15 protein-coding genes are annotated in these 17151 nt (G+C 64.6%); 14 read left to right on the forward strand and 1 reads right to left on the reverse strand.

Annotated elements, in window-relative coordinates; all coding sequences use genetic code 11:
- Nucleotides 1-151: 151 nt before the first annotated feature.
- On the reverse strand, nt 152-787 hold the full coding sequence (locus AC1MGT_RS16050) for a response regulator (protein ID WP_499501005.1): 636 nt from the start codon (nt 785-787) through the stop codon (nt 152-154).
- Between the two features lie 503 nt (nt 788-1290).
- Between AC1MGT_RS16050 and mraZ the strand changes: the two genes are divergently transcribed.
- Genes mraZ through ftsA form a run of 14 tightly spaced genes read left to right on the forward strand, consistent with a single transcriptional unit; the run spans nt 1291 to nt 17057 of the window.
- Nucleotides 1291-1719: a division/cell wall cluster transcriptional repressor MraZ gene (mraZ, locus tag AC1MGT_RS16055; RefSeq protein WP_183557569.1), complete on the forward strand. Its 429-nt coding sequence runs from the start codon at nt 1291-1293 to the stop codon at nt 1717-1719.
- A 7-nt stretch (nt 1720-1726) separates the two neighbouring features.
- Nucleotides 1727-2686: a 16S rRNA (cytosine(1402)-N(4))-methyltransferase RsmH gene (rsmH, locus tag AC1MGT_RS16060; protein ID WP_499501006.1), complete on the forward strand. Its 960-nt coding sequence runs from the start codon at nt 1727-1729 to the stop codon at nt 2684-2686.
- Nucleotides 2683-2955 (forward strand): cell division protein FtsL, encoded by a 273-nt coding sequence (gene ftsL / locus AC1MGT_RS16065; protein WP_499501007.1) that lies wholly within the window; start codon nt 2683-2685, stop codon nt 2953-2955. Before rsmH ends, ftsL begins: the two co-directional genes overlap by 4 nt.
- Complete coding sequence (locus AC1MGT_RS16070) at nt 2952-4727, forward strand: peptidoglycan D,D-transpeptidase FtsI family protein (protein WP_499501008.1); 1776 nt, start codon at nt 2952-2954, stop codon at nt 4725-4727. Before ftsL ends, AC1MGT_RS16070 begins: the two co-directional genes overlap by 4 nt.
- Entirely contained in the window at nt 4727-6259 is a 1533-nt protein-coding gene (locus tag AC1MGT_RS16075) for a UDP-N-acetylmuramoyl-L-alanyl-D-glutamate--2,6-diaminopimelate ligase (protein ID WP_499501009.1), read from the forward strand. Before AC1MGT_RS16070 ends, AC1MGT_RS16075 begins: the two co-directional genes overlap by 1 nt.
- Entirely contained in the window at nt 6259-7629 is a 1371-nt protein-coding gene (locus AC1MGT_RS16080; protein ID WP_499501010.1) for a UDP-N-acetylmuramoyl-tripeptide--D-alanyl-D-alanine ligase, read from the forward strand. Before AC1MGT_RS16075 ends, AC1MGT_RS16080 begins: the two co-directional genes overlap by 1 nt.
- A 1-nt stretch (nt 7630) precedes the next feature.
- Entirely contained in the window at nt 7631-8800 is a 1170-nt protein-coding gene (mraY, locus tag AC1MGT_RS16085) for a phospho-N-acetylmuramoyl-pentapeptide-transferase (RefSeq protein ID WP_183557206.1), read from the forward strand.
- Complete coding sequence (gene murD, locus AC1MGT_RS16090; RefSeq protein ID WP_499501011.1) at nt 8800-10293, forward strand: UDP-N-acetylmuramoyl-L-alanine--D-glutamate ligase; 1494 nt, start codon at nt 8800-8802, stop codon at nt 10291-10293. Before mraY ends, murD begins: the two co-directional genes overlap by 1 nt.
- On the forward strand, nt 10293-11510 hold the full coding sequence (gene ftsW / locus AC1MGT_RS16095; RefSeq protein ID WP_332533070.1) for a putative lipid II flippase FtsW: 1218 nt from the start codon (nt 10293-10295) through the stop codon (nt 11508-11510). Before murD ends, ftsW begins: the two co-directional genes overlap by 1 nt.
- A complete protein-coding gene (gene murG / locus AC1MGT_RS16100) occupies nt 11507-12592 on the forward strand; it encodes an undecaprenyldiphospho-muramoylpentapeptide beta-N-acetylglucosaminyltransferase (RefSeq protein WP_499501012.1) in 1086 nt (361 codons plus the stop codon). Before ftsW ends, murG begins: the two co-directional genes overlap by 4 nt.
- Nucleotides 12589-13977 (forward strand): UDP-N-acetylmuramate--L-alanine ligase, encoded by a 1389-nt coding sequence (gene murC, locus AC1MGT_RS16105; protein WP_499501013.1) that lies wholly within the window; start codon nt 12589-12591, stop codon nt 13975-13977. The genes murG and murC overlap by 4 nt, the downstream gene beginning before the upstream one ends.
- A gap of 2 nt (nt 13978-13979) precedes the next feature.
- Complete coding sequence (locus tag AC1MGT_RS16110) at nt 13980-14969, forward strand: D-alanine--D-alanine ligase (RefSeq protein WP_499501014.1); 990 nt, start codon at nt 13980-13982, stop codon at nt 14967-14969.
- 5 nt (nt 14970-14974) lie between these two features.
- Nucleotides 14975-15811: a cell division protein FtsQ/DivIB gene (locus AC1MGT_RS16115; RefSeq protein ID WP_183557221.1), complete on the forward strand. Its 837-nt coding sequence runs from the start codon at nt 14975-14977 to the stop codon at nt 15809-15811.
- A 13-nt stretch (nt 15812-15824) separates the two neighbouring features.
- Entirely contained in the window at nt 15825-17057 is a 1233-nt protein-coding gene (gene ftsA, locus AC1MGT_RS16120; RefSeq protein WP_183557224.1) for a cell division protein FtsA, read from the forward strand.
- The last annotated feature ends 94 nt before the right edge of the window (nt 17058-17151 follow it).

The raw sequence follows: 17151 nt of genomic DNA on the forward strand, positions 1-17151 counted from the left end.
CCTGCCGGGGGTAATGGCTGATGATGCCGGGCTGGTCGAACCGTAGTATCGACGGGATGGGCAAGATCGGCAGGAAGGCCAGGGTGGCGGTCATGGATGGGCTGGCATCGAAGGCGCGTCGGTGCGCCGAGCATAGCAGTTCACTTGCTGGTCAAGCGCGCGCCAGACCGTGTTCGACAGCGGCGCGCAGTTCGCCAAACGGCACCGGCTTCGGAAACACCGGGATATCGGCCGGCAAGCCCATGGCCTTGATCGTTGCACGGTCCAGGCCGCTCACCACGATCATGCTCATCCCGGCGCTGCCGCTGTCTTCGCGCAGCGTGCGGATCATGCGGAACCCGTCCATGCCCGGCATGTTCAGGTCGCTCACCAGCAGGTCGGGCCGCTCTTCGCCGATGCGGATCAGGGCCTCGAAGCCGTTGTTGGCCTTGACCACGTTCAGGTCCATGCCCCAGCCGGCCATCTCGAGTTCGTACAGGCGCAGCATCAGGGGATCATCGTCCACCACGAGTACGCGGCGCGTCGATGACGCCGAGGTGACCGGCGCGGCCGGTGGCGGCGCGTGCGCGGCAATGGCAATGCGACGCCCTTCGACCAGACGGTTAACCGATTCCAGCGTGATGCGGCGATGGCCGCCAGCCGTGCGCCACGCCTGCAGCGTGCCGCTCTCGACCCACAGTTGCACCGTGCGGTGCGACACGCCAAGGACCGCTGCCGCCTCCTTGGTTGAGCAATAGTCGGCGGCGTTGTACGGTGCGGCCGGCTGCAGGTCGGGTGAATTTTTCATATTTACTGATGTTACGTTTTAAGTTTCCCAAAGTCAAAATAGTTAACCGGAAAAATGAATGATTCGTTAAACCAATAGTCGTTATCCGGTGCTGCAAAGGGGAGCATAGCGCATTGGCAAGTTCTTGGGGTGCATCAGAGTGCTGGATGCCTGTACAGTGGTTTCAAACACACGCTGGTTGTTACTTTACGTCAATTTTATTCTTTGCCTTGCGCTTGCACAAACGTAAATATGTTGTTGTGGAATGAGGCCCGACCTTCACTGTAACGGCTAAGTCCCTAATTTAAAGGAATATTTTGAATTGTCGAGTACCCCAAACATACACCTAAGTCATTGGTTTCATTGGCAAAATTAGGAAAGCACGGTTGGGATTTCGCTTGACCGTCAACATTGCTTCCACTAAAGTGGGAAACAGTGTGAAAAAGTGTCGATTTGTGGGAAGAAATCCAGATCCCGGCGCCAGACAACAACGACCAACCGAATTCTCCAAGCTAGGCATTTACGTGTTCCAGGGCGCGTCAGCGATCAACCTCGATGCAAAAGGGCGGATGTCCATTCCAGCCAAGCATCGTGACGCCCTGACACTTCAGTGCGAAGGTCGCGTCACGCTGACCAAGCATCCACAGGGCTGCCTGTTGTTCTTTCCGCGCCCGGTGTGGGAAGAGCATCGCAAGCAGATCGCCGCCTGGCCGATGTCGGCCCGTTCGTGGCAGCGTATTTTCCTTGGCAATGCCGTCGATGTCGAGCTCGACAGCGCCGGACGGATCCTGATCTCCCCCGAGCTGCGCGCTGCAGTCGGGCTCGAGAAGGAAGTGATGATGCTCGGTATGGGCAGCCACTTCGAAATCTGGAACGCCGCCAAACTGGCCGAGGACGAGGCCGCAGCTGTGGCTGGCGGCATGCCGGATGTACTTTCCAATTTTTCTTTCTGAGGCGCCGATGACGGATTCTTTGACGGTGCCTGATTATCAGCATCGCACGGTGCTACTTGACGAAGCAGTCGATGCGCTCGAGCTGAGCGGCGCACGTGCTTCCGGTACGTATATAGACGGGACCTTCGGTCGCGGCGGTCACAGCCGCCTGCTGCTGTCGCGCCTGGCGCCCGAGGGGCGCCTGATCGCGTTCGACAAGGACCCGCAAGCCATTGCAACCGCGGAGCAGATCAACGATCCGCGTTTCAGCATTGTTCACGACAGCTTTGCCACGATGGCCGACGCGCTTGCCGCGCGCGGCATTCATCAGGTCGACGGCATCCTGCTTGACCTGGGCATTTCGTCGCCCCAGGTCGACGACGCCAGCCGCGGCTTCAGCTTCCGCCAGGACGGCCCCCTCGACATGCGCATGGACACCACGCGCGGCATGTCGGCGGCCGAATGGGTTGCGACGGCAGAGCAAAACCATTTGGAAAAGGTGATACGCAATTATGGAGAAGAGCGGTTTGCTTTTCAGATTGCAAAGGCGATTGTTGCTCGCCGCGCAGTCGAACCAATTTCAAGCACACGACAGCTTGCCGCAATCGTGGCAAACACGGTCAAAAGCAGGGAAAAAGGCAAGGATCCGGCAACCAGGACCTTTCAGGCTATCCGGATTTTCATCAATCAAGAGCTTGAAGACCTCGAAGCGGGGTTGACCGCTGCCTACAGCATGCTCGCGCCCGGCGCCCGCATGTCGGTGATCAGCTTTCACTCGCTGGAAGACCGCATGGTCAAGCAATTCTTCGCATCCAAAGCCAATGTCGAGCAGCCCGACCGCCGCCTGCCGATCCGCGCCGTCGACCTGCCGCAGCCGTTGATGAAGCTGATCACGAAGATCAAGCCATCGGATGCCGAAGTGTCGGACAACCCGCGCTCGCGCTCGGCCGTGCTGCGCGTCGCCGAACGCCTGGGAACGCCGACATGAGCGTGAAGGTCAATGTGCTTCTCACCACGCTGCTGGTCGGCTGCGCGCTGTCGGTCGTCAATGCCCGCTATCAGGCGCGCCACTTGCTGATCGAACTTGAGCGCCTGCAGCAGCATGCGCGCCAGCTCGACGTCGACTGGGACCAGCTCCAGCTCGACCAGTCGCGCCTGGCCAAGAACGATCGCATCGAGCAGATCGCCCGTTCCGAACTGAACATGGCGCCGCTCACGCCCGCCCGTACCCAATACCTGACCGAAGGCGCCCCATGACGCGCGGTGCTTCCAAATCCGGCGCACGCGTTGCTGCCTCGAAGGGCGTTGCATTCACCAAGAGCCCGGTGCTCGCAGTGCGCCTGCCCGACTGGCGTTCGCGCCTGATGCTGTTCATCCTGTTCGCGTCGTTCGCCGCGCTGGCCGTGCGCGCCGTCTGGCTGCAGGGCGTATCGAACCAGTTCCTGCAAAGCCAGGGCAAGAGCCGCTACGAGCGCACGCTCGAACTGCCGGCCACGCGTGGCCGCATCCTCGACCGCAACGGCGCCGTGCTGGCCACGTCGCTGCCGGTGCGCGCCGTGTGGGCGATCCCCGAAGACGTGCTGGCCTCGCCGCCGGAGAAAATCACGGCGCTGGCCAAGCTGCTGGGCATGCCCGAAGCCGACATCCGCAAGAAACTCGACTCGGACCGCACCTTCGTCTACCTGAAGCGCCAGGTTGAAATGCCGATCATCGCCGAAATCGAGAAGCTCAAGATCAATGGCCTCGACACGCGCAAGGAATACAAGCGCTTCTACCCGCAGGGCGAAGTCGTCACCCACCTGGTCGGTTTCACCAATGTGGAAGACAAGGGCCAGGAAGGCATGGAGCTGCAACACCAGAAAACGCTGATGGGCGTACCTGGCAGCCGCCGCGTGATCAAGGACCGCCTGGGCCACATCGCCGAAGATCTGGGCATGTTCCGCGAACCGCACCAGGGCCGCGACCTGACGCTGTCGGTCGACAGCAAGCTGCAGTACATTGCGTTTACCAGCATCAAGAACGCCGTCGAGAAGTTCAATGCGAAGGCCGGCGCCGCCGTGGTGCTCGACGTCCATACGGGCGAAGTGCTGGCGCTGGCGAACTACCCGACCTACAACCCGAACGACCGCTCCAAGCTGACCGGCGAGCAGCTGCGCAACCGCGTCATCACCGATACGTTCGAGCCAGGTTCGACGATCAAGCCGATCACCATCGGCCTGGGCCTGGACACGGGCCGCATCACGCCCGACACGGTGTTCGACAACAACCCGGGCTGGATGACGATCACCGGCAAGCGCATTCGCGACACGCACAACTACGGCGTGCAGACGGTCAGCGGCATCATCCAGAAGTCGTCGAATATCGGCGCTGTCAAGGTGTCGCAGCGCATCCCGCCGCAGGAAATGTGGGAGATGTACACCAAGGTCGGCTACGGCCAGGCGCCGCGCTTCGGCTTCCCTGGCGCGACCGCCGGCCGCGTACGGCCATGGAAATCGTGGCGCCCGATCGAGTACGCCAACATGGCCTTTGGCCACGGCCTGTCGGTGTCGCTGCTGCAGATGGCGCGTTCGTACATGATCTTCGCCCGCAACGGCGACATCATTCCGCTGTCATTCGTGAAGGTCAATGAAGAGCCGGTCGGCCAGCAGGTGATTTCGCCCAAGACCGCAGCGCAGGTGCGCACGATGCTCGAATCGGTGGTCGGCCCGCAAGGCACGGCGTCGAAGGCGCAGGTGGCCGGCTACCGCATCGGCGGCAAGACCGGCACGGCCGAAAAGATCGTCAACGGCCGCTACTCGCGCACCAACAATATCGGCTATTTCGCCGGCATCGGGCCGATGTCCAAGCCGCGCTTCATCATCGCCGTGATGGTCGACGATCCGAGCGGCGCCCTGCGCACCGGCGGCAGCGTCGCCGCACCGACGGCCGCCGACCTGTTTGCCAGCGCGCTGCGCGCGGCCAACGTGCCGCCCGATTCCTCCATCACGGACATCATCATTCCGGAAGTCCCATTAGAGGAGAGCATGTGATGAGCCCAGGCCTGAACGACATCCGCAGCTGGATCGCCGCCGCCGCACCGGGCGGCCGTCTCGTTTCCGACTCGCGCCGCGTGCAGCCGGGCGACGTGTTCTTTGCCTGTCCGGGCGACGCGCAGGATGGCCGCCGCTTCATCGGCGCCGCTGCCGACGCGGGCGCCGCCGCCATCGTGTATGACGATCAGGACTTCACCTGGCCTGACACAGTCACGACGCCACACCTGGCCGTGGCCGGCCTCAGGCAGCTGGCCGGCCCGATCGCGCACGCGGTGCTGGGCCAGCCGGACAGCGCGATGTTTACCGTCGCCGTCACCGGCACCAATGGGAAGACCTCGTGCGCGCTGTGGACCGCGCAAGCGCTGGCGCGCCTGGGCGAGACCGCGGGCGTGATCGGCACGCTGGGCGTGGGCGTTATCGCGCCCAAGGCAAAGACCGAAGCGCAGTTCGACGTCACCGGCTATACGACGCCGGACGCCGTGCTGCTGGCGCAGACGCTGGCGGAGCTGAACGGCAAGGGCGTCACGGCGCTGGCAATCGAAGCCTCGTCCATCGGCCTGGTGCAGCAGCGCACGGCCGGCATGCATGTCGACGTGGCGATCTTCACGAACCTGACACGCGACCACCTCGACTTCCATGGCGACATGGCCAGTTACGAGGCGGCCAAGGTCAAGCTGTTCGAGTGGCCAGGCCTGAAGCATGCGATCGTGAACCTTGATGACGCGGCCGGGCAGCGTCTGGTGGCGCATCTGCGCGCGAACTTCCCGGCGCTGGCCGTGACGGGCTACACGTTGGATGCGACAGCAGCGCCGGATGGCGTGGCGGTCCTGCGCGCCAGCGGCATGCGCAGCAAGAACGCCGGCACCGAATGCCAGGTCGAGACGCCGGCGGGCAGCGCGACCATCCGCAGCCGCCTGGTGGGCAACTACAACGTGAGCAACACGCTGGCGGTGCTGGGCGCCTTGCTGGCGCGCGGCGTGGCGCTCAAAAGTGCGGTCGAGGCGATCGAATCGCTGGTCCCGGCGCCGGGCCGCATGCAGCAGATGGGCGGACAGGATGCGCCGATGGTCGTGATCGACTACGCGCACACGCCGGACGCGCTGGAAAAAACCCTGGACGCGCTGCGCCAGGTGGCGGCTGACCGCGGCGGCCAGTTGTGGTGCGTGTTTGGCTGCGGGGGCGACCGCGACCCGGGCAAGCGCCCGCAGATGGGCCGCATCGCGCAGGCCGCCGACCAGGTGCTCGTCACCAGCGACAACCCGCGCAGCGAAGAGCCAGCGGCCATCATCGCCCAGATCGTGGCGGGAATGGATGCCAATGCCCCGGGCTCGCGCCTGCAGACGGTGGAAGACCGCGCGTCGGCCATTCTGCTGGCCGTGAAACAGGCGGCCAAGCAGGACGTGATCCTGCTGGCCGGGAAGGGCCATGAGCCTTACCAGGAAATCAAGGGACGCAAGATGCCGTTTTCGGATACGGACCACGCTTCGCTCGCATTGACGGCGCGGCTTACCATGTTGAGGACGCATTGATGCGCGGTACCCTGGCACAACTCGTGGCGGCCATTCCCGGCGCGCGCCTCGTCGGCGCGGATGTCGCCTTTGGTGGCGTGTCGACCGACAGCCGCAAGGTCGACGCTGGCGCGCTGTTTGTCGCACTGCGCGGCGAGTCGTTCGATGCCCACGATTTCCTCGACCAGGTCGCCGCGCGCGACGTCGCGGCGGTGGTCGTGTCGGCGCTGCCGGAAGGCTGGACGCTGCCGGCGATCGTCGTGCCCGACACGCTGGTTGCGCTGGGCCGCATCGCGCATGCCTGGCGCACGGGGTTCGATCTGCCCGTCATCGGCGTGACCGGCAGCAACGGCAAGACGACGGTCAAGGAAATGATCGCGTCGATCCTGGCGGCCGCAGTGGGCGAAGAAGCGCGCCTGGCCACGCAGGGTAATCTGAACAACGAGATCGGCGTGCCCCTCACGCTGTTCCGCCTGACGGCTTCCCATCGCGCCGCGGTGGTGGAGCTGGGCATGAACCATCCGGGCGAGATCGCCCGCCTGGCGGCCATCGCCGCGCCGACGGTCGCGCTGGTGAACAATGCGCAGCGCGAGCACCAGGAATTCATGCACACCGTGGAAGCGGTGGCGCGCGAAAATGGCGCCGTGCTGCAAGCGCTGGCACCAAACGGCGTGGCCGTGTTCCCGGGCGACGACCAGTACACCGACCTGTGGCGCGGCCTGGCTGCCTGCGATGTCATCACGTTTGGCCTGACTGACACCTGCGACGTGCGCGCCGACTACACGAGCAACGGCTTTGGCAGCGACCTGCAGGTGAGCGCGCGCGGTGCGCAGTTCGCCGTCAAGCTGGCCGCGGCCGGCGAACACAATGTGCGCAACGCGCTGGCCGCGATTGCCTGCGCCTTGGGCGCCGGTGTCAAACCGGACGCCATCGTGCGCGGCCTCGAGGCCTTCGCACCGGTCGGCGGGCGCCTGCAGCGCAAGCAAGCTGCCGGCGGCGCGACCGTCATCGACGACACCTACAACGCCAATCCCGACTCGATGCGCGCTGCCATTGACGTGCTGGCCGCGTATCCTGCTCCGCGCATCCTCGTGGTGGGCGACATGGGCGAGGTCGGCGCGCAGGGAAAAGAATTTCACGAAGAAATCGGGGCTTACGCACACACGCGTGGCATCGACACCGTGCTCGCGACAGGCGAGCTGGCGCGCCATCTGGCCGCGTCGGGAGCACAGCATTACGAGCAGTTCGACGAGTTATTGGCAGCACTGGATAAAAAACTGGGCAGCAATACGGACGCGACTGTGCTGGTGAAGGGCTCGCGTTTCATGAAAATGGAACGCGTGGTCCTGCACCTGACCGGATCAACCCCCCTTGGCAAGGACGCCCACTAATATGCTTCTCTGGCTCGCACAATACTTTCAGGACTATCTCGGTCCGCTGCGCGTGTTTAACTACCTCACGTTCCGCGCGGTGTTCGCCACCATCACGGCCATCACCATCGGCCTGGTGGCCGGCCCGATCGTCATCCGCAAACTGACCGAACTGAAAGTCGGCCAGGCCGTGCGTACCTACGGTCCGCAAAGCCACCTGACCAAGCACGGCACCCCGACGATGGGCGGCGTGCTGGTCCTGATCGCGATCGGCATCTCCACGCTGCTGTGGTGCGACCTGTCGAACCGCCTGATCTGGCCGGTGCTGGTCGTGACGATGGGCTTCGGCGCTGTCGGCTGGGTCGACGATTACCGCAAGGTGGTCTACAAGGACCCGGAAGGCATGCGCTCGCGCGAGAAATACTTCTGGATGTCGCTGATCGGTATCGCATCTGCTCTTTATCTGGCGTTCTCGGTCTCGGCCGCCAATCCGTGGGAAGTCGCGCAACTGTTCTACGCCTGGGTGCAGTCGGGCTTCTCGATGAGCCTGCCGCCAAAGGCCGACCTGATCGTCCCGTTCTTCAAGACCATCAGCTATCCGCTGGGTGTCTGGGGCTTCATCGCGCTGACCTATTGCGTGATCGTCGGCGCGTCCAATGCCGTGAACTTCACCGACGGCCTCGATGGCCTGGCGATCATGCCGACCGTGATGGTCGGTGCGGCCCTGGGCCTGTTCGCGTATCTCACCGGCAGCGTGACGTTCTCGAAATACCTCTTGATCCCGTACATCCCGGGCGCTGGCGAACTGCTGATCTTCTGCGGCGCAATGGCCGGCGCGGGCCTGGCCTTCTTGTGGTTCAACGCGCACCCGGCCCAGATGTTCATGGGCGACGTCGGCGCGCTGGCCCTCGGCGGCGCGCTCGGCACGATCGCCGTCATCGTGCGCCAGGAAATCGTCCTGTTCATCATGGGCGGCGTGTTCGTGGCCGAAACGCTGTCCGTGATCATCCAGGTGACCTGGTTCAAGTACACGAAGAAGCGCTATGGCACCGGCCGCCGCGTATTTTTGATGGCGCCGCTGCATCACCACTTTGAACAAAAGGGCTGGAACGAAACCAAGGTCGTGGTCCGCTTCTGGATCGTGACGATTGTGCTGATCCTGGTTGGTCTGTCCACATTGAAGCTGCGCTAATGAATTACAACGGCAAACTCGCACTGGTATTGGGCCTCGGTGAATCGGGGCTCGCGATGGCGCACTGGCTGGCGCGGGGCGGCGCACGCGTGCGCGTGGCCGATACGCGCGCGGAACCGCAACGCCTGCCGGCGCTGCGCGCGGCCGCGCCGGATGCGCAGTTCGTCGCCGGCGAATTTGGCGCCGACCTGCTCGATGGCGTCGACTTCGTCGCTGTCAGCCCGGGCCTGGCCCCGGATCGCGAACTGGCCGCCATCATGCCTGCCGCCGCTGCGCGTGACATTCCTGTCTGGGGCGAGATCGAACTGTTCGCCCAGGCACTGGCGCACCTGCGCGAGAGCAGCGGCTATGCGCCGAAGGTCATCGCGATCACGGGCACCAACGGCAAGACGACGGTGACGAGCCTGACCGGCCTGCTGTGCCGCCGCGCCGGTTTGAGCACGCGCGTGGCCGGCAATATCAGCCCGGCCGCGCTGGACGTGCTGCGCGAGTCGATCGATGCGAACGAGCTGCCGCAAGCCTGGGTGCTGGAGTTGTCCAGCTTCCAGTTGCATACAACGTTCAGTCTCAAGGCCGATGCCGCGACGGTGCTGAACCTGACCCAGGATCACCTCGACTGGCACGGCACGATGGATGCCTACGCAGCCGACAAGGCGCGCATCTTCGGCCCGGATACCGTGCGCGTCCTGAATCGCGACGATGCGCGCGTGATGCGCATGGCGGTCGATGCGCCGCTGTTCACCTTTGGTACCGATGAACCAAAGGACGCCGACAGCTTCGGCCTGATCGACGAGCGCGGCGTGCTGTGGCTGGCCAATGCGGTGGCGGGCGAAGCGAGCGACAAGAAACTCAAACGCGGCGAAATCCGCGAACAGGTCGACGCGATCGTGGGCCGCCTGATGCCGGCTGATGCCCTGAAGATTCGCGGCCTGCACAATGCCGCCAACGCACTGGCCGCGCTGGCCCTGTGCCGCGCCTGCGGTCTGCCGCTCGCGCCGCTGCTGCACGGCTTGCGCGAATATGCGGGCGAACCGCACCGCGTCGAACTGGTGGCCACCATCGACGGCGTCGACTATTACGACGACAGCAAGGGCACCAATGTCGGCGCCACCGTCGCGGCGCTGCAGGGCCTGGGCAAGGCCTTCGCCGGCGCCGACCAGCAGATCCTGCTAATCGCCGGTGGCGATGGCAAGGGGCAGGACTTTTCGCCGCTGGCCCAGCCCGTGGCGGCGTATGCCCGCGCCGTGCTGCTGATCGGCCGCGATGCGCCCGCCGTGCGCGCCGCGATCGATGCGACCGGCGTGCCGGCGTTCGACCTCGACGACTTGCCGCAGGCAGTGCGCCGCGCGGCCGGTCTGGCGCGCTCCGGCGACGCAGTATTACTTTCCCCTGCGTGCGCCAGCCTGGACATGTTCACCAATTATGCGCACCGCGCGCAGGTGTTCGTCGAGACCGTGCGCGACATCGCACTCGATAAAGGGCAGGAGATCTGATGGCCTTCCAGCTGCCCTTCAAGTTTTCCGGCAACGCCGTCGACGCCACCGTCGACGGGCGCAGCCGGCCGTCCAAAATGATGGACTACGACCAGCCGCTGGTCTGGGTCACGCTGCTCCTGATGCTGTTTGGCATGGTGATGGTGTACTCGGCGTCGATTGCGCTGCCCGATTCGCCGAAATTCCGCTACCTGCAGGACCGCAACGAATACTTCCTGTACCGCCAGGCGGTCTACATCCTCGTCTCGATGGTGGCCGCGGCGGTCGTGTTCCGCGTGCCGATCGCGGTCTGGCAGCGGCATGCACCGATGATCTTCATCGGCACGCTGGTGCTGCTGGTGCTGGTCCTGATTCCAGGCCTGGGCGTGTCGGTCAACGGCGCGCGCCGCTGGCTGTCGCTGAAGGTCTTCATGGTGCAGCCGTCCGAAATCATGAAGATCGCCGTGGTGCTGTACGCGGCCGACTTCACGGTGCGCAAGCAAGAGTACATGCACAAGCTGACCAAGGGCTTCGTGCCGATGGTCGTGGCCATTGGCCTGGTGGGCGGCCTCTTGCTGATGGAGCCGGATCTGGGCGCCTTCGGCGTGATCGTCTGCATCGCCATGGGCATCCTGTTCCTGGGCGGGATCAACATCATCTGGTTCGGCGGCATTGGCGCGCTGCTGGTCGTGATCTTCAGCGCGATCATCGCGCTCTCGCCATTCCGCCGTGCGCGCATGTTCGCTTACCTGAACCCGTGGGAAGAGGGCAATGCGCTGGACAAGGCCTACCAGCTGACACACTCGCTGATCGCGTTCGGTCGTGGCGAATTCTTTGGCGTGGGCCTGGGCGGCTCGGTCGAAAAACTGTTCTACCTGCCTGAAGCACACACCGACTTCATCATGGCGGTGATTGGCGAAGAACTGGGGCTGGTCGGCGTGCTGGTCGTGGTGGCGATGTTCTACTGGCTCGTCAAGCGCGCCTTTGACATCGGCCGCCAGGCGATCGCGCTCGAACAGGTATTCGCCGGCCTGGCCGCGAAAGGCATCGGCATCTGGATCGGCGTGCAGACCTTCATCAATATGGGCGTGAACCTGGGCCTGTTGCCAACCAAGGGCCTGACCTTGCCGCTGATGAGCTTTGGTGGTTCGGGCGTGCTGTTCAACTGCGTCGGCCTGGCGATCCTGCTGCGCATCGATTACGAAAATCGCGTGCGCATGCGCGGAGGCCGCACATGACCAAAAAGCTGATGATCATGGCCGCCGGCACCGGTGGCCACATCTTCCCCGGCATCGCGATCGCGCAAACGATGCGCGCGCGTGGCTGGGAAGTAAGCTGGCTGGGCACCGCCCACGGCATGGAGACCGATCTGGTGCCGAAAGCCGGCATCGACATGGACACGATCGACTTCGCCGGCCTGCGCGGCAAGGGCCTGGCGCACACCATCAAGGGCGCGCTCAAGATGGCAGCCGCCTTTGCGACCTGCCGGCGCTACCTGGCCGCGCGCCGGCCCGACGTGGTGCTGGGCATGGGCGGTTACGTGACGGTACCGGGCGGCATGATGGCGCGCGCCGCCGGCATCCCGCTGGCCCTGATCAATGCCGACGCCGCGCTGCTGCTCTCGAACAAAACGCTCACGCCCCTGGCGCAGCGTGTGCTGTTCGGTTTCCCGGCCGATTTCGGCAAGGCAGCCGGCAAGGCGGTCGTCACCGGCAACCCGGTGCGCCAGCAGATCCTCGATCTGCCAACGCCCGCCGAACGGTTTGCCGGTCGCACGGGCGTACTGCGCGTGCTGGTCGTGGGCGGCAGCCTGGGCGCCAAGGTGCTCAACGATGGCGTGCCGGCGGCGCTGAGCCTGATCGACCCGGCCGCACGGCCGATCGTCACGCACCAGTCGGGCAAGAAGAATATCGATGCGCTGCGCGCCGCGTATGCACAGGCTGGCGTGCAGGCCAATGTGGTCGACTTCATCGACAATATGGCGGCGGCGTACGCCGACGCCGATCTGGTGATCTGCCGCGCCGGCGCGATCACGGTGTCCGAACTGACGGCGGCCGGCGTGGCCAGCGTGCTGGTGCCGTTCGTGGCCAGCACCACGAGCCACCAGCGCGACAACGCTATCTGGATGGACGGGCAAGGCGCGGCAGTGCACCTGCCGCAGGGCGAACTGAATCCACAGCGGCTGAAAAGTCTGCTGCAAACGACGCGCGAGCAGTGCCTGGCCATGGCGCAGGCGGCAGCGCGTGTCGGCCAGCGCGACGCCAATGAGGCGATCGCGCGCGAACTCGAACAACTGGCAGCAAGGGTAAAAGCAGCATGAAACACAAGATCAAGAACATCCACTTCGTGGGCATCGGCGGCAGCGGCATGAGCGGCATCGCCGAAGTGCTGCTCAATCTCGGCTACCAGGTGTCGGGCTCGGACCTGGGCAGCAATGCCGCCAGCCAGCGCCTGGCCGACCTGGGCGCGACCGTGCACCTGGGCCACCATGAAGACCATGTGGCGGGCGCCGACGTCGTCGTGACCTCGACCGCCGTGAACGAAGCCAATCCGGAAGTGGTGGCCGCCCGCGCAAATAAAGTGCCGGTGGTGCCGCGCGCGATCATGCTGGGCGAATTGATGCGCTTAAAGCGCGGCATCGCAATTGCTGGCACGCACGGCAAGACGACGACGACCAGCCTGGTCGCATCGGTCCTGGCGCAGGGCGGGCTCGATCCGACCTTCGTCATCGGTGGCCGCCTGACTGCCGCCGGCGCCAATGCGGCGCTGGGCAGCGGCGACTACATCGTGGCCGAAGCCGATGAATCCGACGCGTCGTTCCTGAACCTGTCGCCGATGATCGAAGTGATCACGAACATCGACGCCGATCACATGGAAACCTACGAGCACGACTTCGAGAAGCTCAAGAGTGCGTTCGTCAATTTCACGCACCGCCTGCCGTTCTACGGCCGCGTGATGCTGTGCATCGACGACAAGCACGTGCGCGAGATCCTGCCGCAGGTGACCAAGCCGGTCACCACCTACGGTTTTTCGGAAGAAGCCGAAGTGCGCGCGCTGGATGCTTACGCCGATGGCACGCACATGCACTTCACCGTGCGCCAGGAAGGCTACGCGGACACGAAGTTCGTGCTGAACCAGCCCGGCATGCACAATGTGCTCAACGCCTGCTCGGCGATTGCCATCGCGCGCGAAATCGGCATCGACGACGCGGCCACGGCCCAGGGCCTGCTGGAGTTCCGCGGCGTGGGCCGCCGCTTCACGCGCTACGGCGACGTGGCTTTGGGGTCTGGCGGCAGCTTCACGCTGGTCGACGACTTTGGCCATCACCCGGTGGAAACCGAAGTCACGCTGGCCGCTGCGCGCGCCGCCTACCCTGGCCGGCGCCTCGTGCTGGCGTTCCAGCCGCACCGCTACAGCCGCACGCGCGACCTGTTCGAAGACTTCGTGAAGGTGCTGGCCACGCCGGACGTGCTGCTGCTGGCCGATGTGTACCCGGCCGGTGAAGCGCCGATCGTGGCCGCTGACGGGCGCGCCCTGGCGCGCGCACTGCGCACCTCGGGCAAGCTCGAGCCGATCTTTGTCGAGTCGATCGCCGAGATGCGCGACGCCATCCTGAACGTGGCGCGCGACGGTGACGTCGTGCTGACGATGGGCGCCGGCTCGATCAGCGGCATCCCGCAACAACTGACCAACGCGAAAGGCTGAGCATGACGACGACCATTCAACTTCTCGATGCCACCGTCTTCGGCAAGGTCGGCGTCCTGTTCGGCGGCCGCTCGGCCGAGCGCGAAATCTCGCTCATTTCCGGCAACGGCGTGCTGCAGGCCTTGAAAAGCCGCGGCATCGATGCGCACCCGTTCGATCCGGGCACGCACAGCCTGGCCGATCTTGCCGCGCAGGGCTTTGACCGCGTGTTCATCGCGCTGCACGGCCGCTACGGCGAAGACGGCAGCCTGCAGGGCGCCCTCGAGCAGCTGGGCATTCCGTACACGGGCAGCGGCGTGATGGCCTCGAGCGTCGGCATGGACAAGATCACCACCAAGAAGCTGTGGCTGATGGAGGGCGTGCCAACGCCAAAATACGCAACGGTCGACGCCGATACCGATCTGGATGCGCTGGTGGCCGAACTGGGCCTGCCGCTGATCGTCAAGCCGCCGCTCGAAGGCTCGAGCATCGGCATCACCAAGGTCACCGACCGCGACCAGCTGGCGGACGCGATTGCGCTCGTGGCCAGCATGGACGATGCGGTGCTGGCCGAGCAGTTCGTCACCGGCCGCGAATTCACGGTCGCCGTGCTGGGGCAGGGCGCCGCTGCCCGCGCGCTGCCGATCGTCGAGATCGTCGCGCCCGAAGGCAAGTACGACTACCAGAACAAGTACTTCACCGACGACACGCAATACCACTGCCCGGCGCCGCTGCCCGACGAACTGACGCAGGAGATCCAGCGTCACGCGGTGAACGCCTACCGCGCGCTGGGCTGCGAAGGCTGGGGGCGCGTCGACGTGCTGGTGCGCGAGAGCGATATGCGTCCGTTCCTGCTCGAGGTGAACACGTCCCCGGGCATGACGACGCACTCGCTGGTGCCGATGGCGGCGCGCGCGGTGGGCATCGGCTACGAAGACCTGTGCGTCGAGATCCTGCGTTCGGCCCGGCTCAAGATGGGCAACCGGGGCGCCAAACCCGACGTGAAGGACTGACAGCGATGTGGCATGACGTCCGCTCCCTCAATGCAACCGCCAGCTTCCTGACGGCGCTGACGGTGCTCGCCGCGCTGGTGACCGGCGTCTGGTGGCTGTCGCAGCGCCCGATGTTCGCACTGGGCTCGGTGACGGTGGAGAGCATGTACGGGATCGACCTGAAACACGTGAACGAACTGACCGTGCGCAACGGCGTGGTCGGTAAAATTCGCGGCAACTTCTTTACTGCCGACCTGGAGCAGGTACGCGCGACGTTCGAGACCGTGCCCTGGGTACGCCGCGCTACGGTGCGCCGCGAATGGCCCAACGCGCTGGTGGTCGAAGTCGAAGAGCACGAGGCGCTCGGTACCTGGGGCGACGAAGGCCGCCTGCTGTCGGTCAAGGGCGACGTGTTTACGGCCAATATCGCCGAAGCCGACGATGAACAGACGCTGCCGGAGTTCGATGGACCGGTGGGCAGCGAGAAGGATGTGCTGGCGCGTTTCAATGAATTGCGCACGGCGTTTGCCAAGGTGGCGCTGGTGCCGCACGCGTTGTCGCTATCGAATCGCTATGCATGGACCGTGAAGCTGGATAATGGCATGAGCGTCGAACTGGGACGCGAACAGGATCGCAACACGTTGAACAAGCGCGTCGCGCGCCTGGTCGGCGTGTACCCGCAGCTGGTGGCCCGGCTGCAGGAGGGCCGTATCGATACGATCGATATGCGCTATCCGAACGGACTGGCCTTGTCGTCGGCGGCGCTGAACGTGCCGCTGGATGCGACCAAGCCGGTCAAGGCAGCCAAGAAACCCAAAGCCGCACCGAATACAAAAACCAATACAACAACCAAGCAAATCTGAGCAGGCTACAGCAATGACAAAAGACGCGAAAAACCTGATCGTCGGTCTCGACATCGGCACCTCCAAGGTGGTGGCCGTGGTCGCCGAAGTGATGTCCGACGGACGCCACGAGGTGATCGGGCTGGGTCAGCACGAGTCCAGGGGATTGAAGAAAGGCGTGGTCGTCAACATCGAGGCCACCGTCGAATCGATCCAGCGCGCGCTGGAAGAGGCCGAGCTGATGGCGGATTGCAAGATCCGCAACGTCTATGCCGGCATCGCCGGCAGCCATATCCGTTCGTTCAATTCGAGCGGGATGGTGGCGATCAAGGAGAAGGAAGTCACGGCGACCGACGTGGCGCGCGTGATCGAGACGGCCAAGGCGGTGAACATCCCGACCGACCAGCAATTGCTGCACACGGTGCCGCAGGAATTCATCGTCGACAACCAGGAAGACGTGCGCGAACCGATCGGCATGAGCGGCATCCGCCTCGAAGTGCGGGTGCACATTGTCACCGGTGCGGTCTCCGCGGTACAAAACATTGTAAAGTGCGTGCGCCGCTGCGGTCTCGAGGTCTCGGACCTGATCCTGCAGCCGATGGCGTCCGCCGACGCAGTGCTGACGGTCGACGAGAAAGAACTGGGCGTGGTGCTGATCGACATCGGCGGCGGCACCACCGACATCGCGGTGTTCTCGGACGGCGCGATCCGCCACACGGCCGTGATCCCGATCGCGGGTGACCAGATCACCAGCGACATCGCGATGGCCTTGCGCACACCGACCGGCGAAGCCGAAGATATCAAGATCCGCTACGGCGTGGCCAAGCAGGTGCTGGCCGACCCGGGCGAGACACTCGAAGTGCCAGGTCTCGGTGACCGCGGCCCGCGCGCCCTGTCGCGCCAGGCTTTAGCGGCCGTGATCGAGCCCCGGGTGGAGGAGCTGTTTGCGATGGTGCACCAGGCGGTGCGCGAATCGGGCTACGAAGGCGTGCTGTCGTCCGGCATCGTTCTGACTGGCGGCAGCGCGATCATGCCCGGCATGATCGAAATGGCGGAAGACATCTTCCTCAAACCGGCACGCCTCGGCACGCCGGACTACCGCGGGCAATTGGCCGATGTGGTGCGCAGCCCCCGCTACGCAACCGTGCTTGGCTTGCTGCTCGAAGCAAAGAAACAGTACCTGCGCGGACACATCGTCACGCGCCAGGATGGTTCGGTGAAGGCAGTCTGGCAGCGCATGAAGGAGTGGATCGCGGGGAACTTCTGACGCACATGCAATCGCACTAGCACTTGGTAACAAATTAGGTAGCGAAATTTCATCACGAATTACAGTTTTTTACATACAATCGCAGATACCGGTT

The sequence above is a fragment of the Telluria sp. BA11 genome (assembly GCF_056680305.1).

Excerpts from the sequence above, each read along its gene's own strand:
- AC1MGT_RS16050 (WP_499501005.1), bottom strand. The coding sequence starts at position 787 with ATGAAAAATTCACCCGACCTGCAGCCGGCCGCACCGTACAACGCCGCC.
- ftsL (WP_499501007.1), top strand. The coding sequence starts at position 2,683 with ATGAGCGTGAAGGTCAATGTGCTTCTCACCACGCTGCTGGTCGGCTGC.
- AC1MGT_RS16080 (WP_499501010.1), top strand. The coding sequence starts at position 6,259 with ATGCGCGGTACCCTGGCACAACTCGTGGCGGCCATTCCCGGCGCGCGC.
- ftsA (WP_183557224.1), top strand. The coding sequence starts at position 15,825 with ATGACAAAAGACGCGAAAAACCTGATCGTCGGTCTCGACATCGGCACC.
- murC (WP_499501013.1), top strand. The coding sequence starts at position 12,589 with ATGAAACACAAGATCAAGAACATCCACTTCGTGGGCATCGGCGGCAGC.
- AC1MGT_RS16075 (WP_499501009.1), top strand. The coding sequence starts at position 4,727 with ATGAGCCCAGGCCTGAACGACATCCGCAGCTGGATCGCCGCCGCCGCA.
- murD (WP_499501011.1), top strand. The coding sequence starts at position 8,800 with ATGAATTACAACGGCAAACTCGCACTGGTATTGGGCCTCGGTGAATCG.
- murG (WP_499501012.1), top strand. The coding sequence starts at position 11,507 with ATGACCAAAAAGCTGATGATCATGGCCGCCGGCACCGGTGGCCACATC.
- AC1MGT_RS16115 (WP_183557221.1), top strand. The coding sequence starts at position 14,975 with ATGTGGCATGACGTCCGCTCCCTCAATGCAACCGCCAGCTTCCTGACG.
- AC1MGT_RS16110 (WP_499501014.1), top strand. The coding sequence starts at position 13,980 with ATGACGACGACCATTCAACTTCTCGATGCCACCGTCTTCGGCAAGGTC.
- AC1MGT_RS16070 (WP_499501008.1), top strand. The coding sequence starts at position 2,952 with ATGACGCGCGGTGCTTCCAAATCCGGCGCACGCGTTGCTGCCTCGAAG.
- ftsW (WP_332533070.1), top strand. The coding sequence starts at position 10,293 with ATGGCCTTCCAGCTGCCCTTCAAGTTTTCCGGCAACGCCGTCGACGCC.
- mraY (WP_183557206.1), top strand. The coding sequence starts at position 7,631 with ATGCTTCTCTGGCTCGCACAATACTTTCAGGACTATCTCGGTCCGCTG.
- rsmH (WP_499501006.1), top strand. The coding sequence starts at position 1,727 with ATGACGGATTCTTTGACGGTGCCTGATTATCAGCATCGCACGGTGCTA.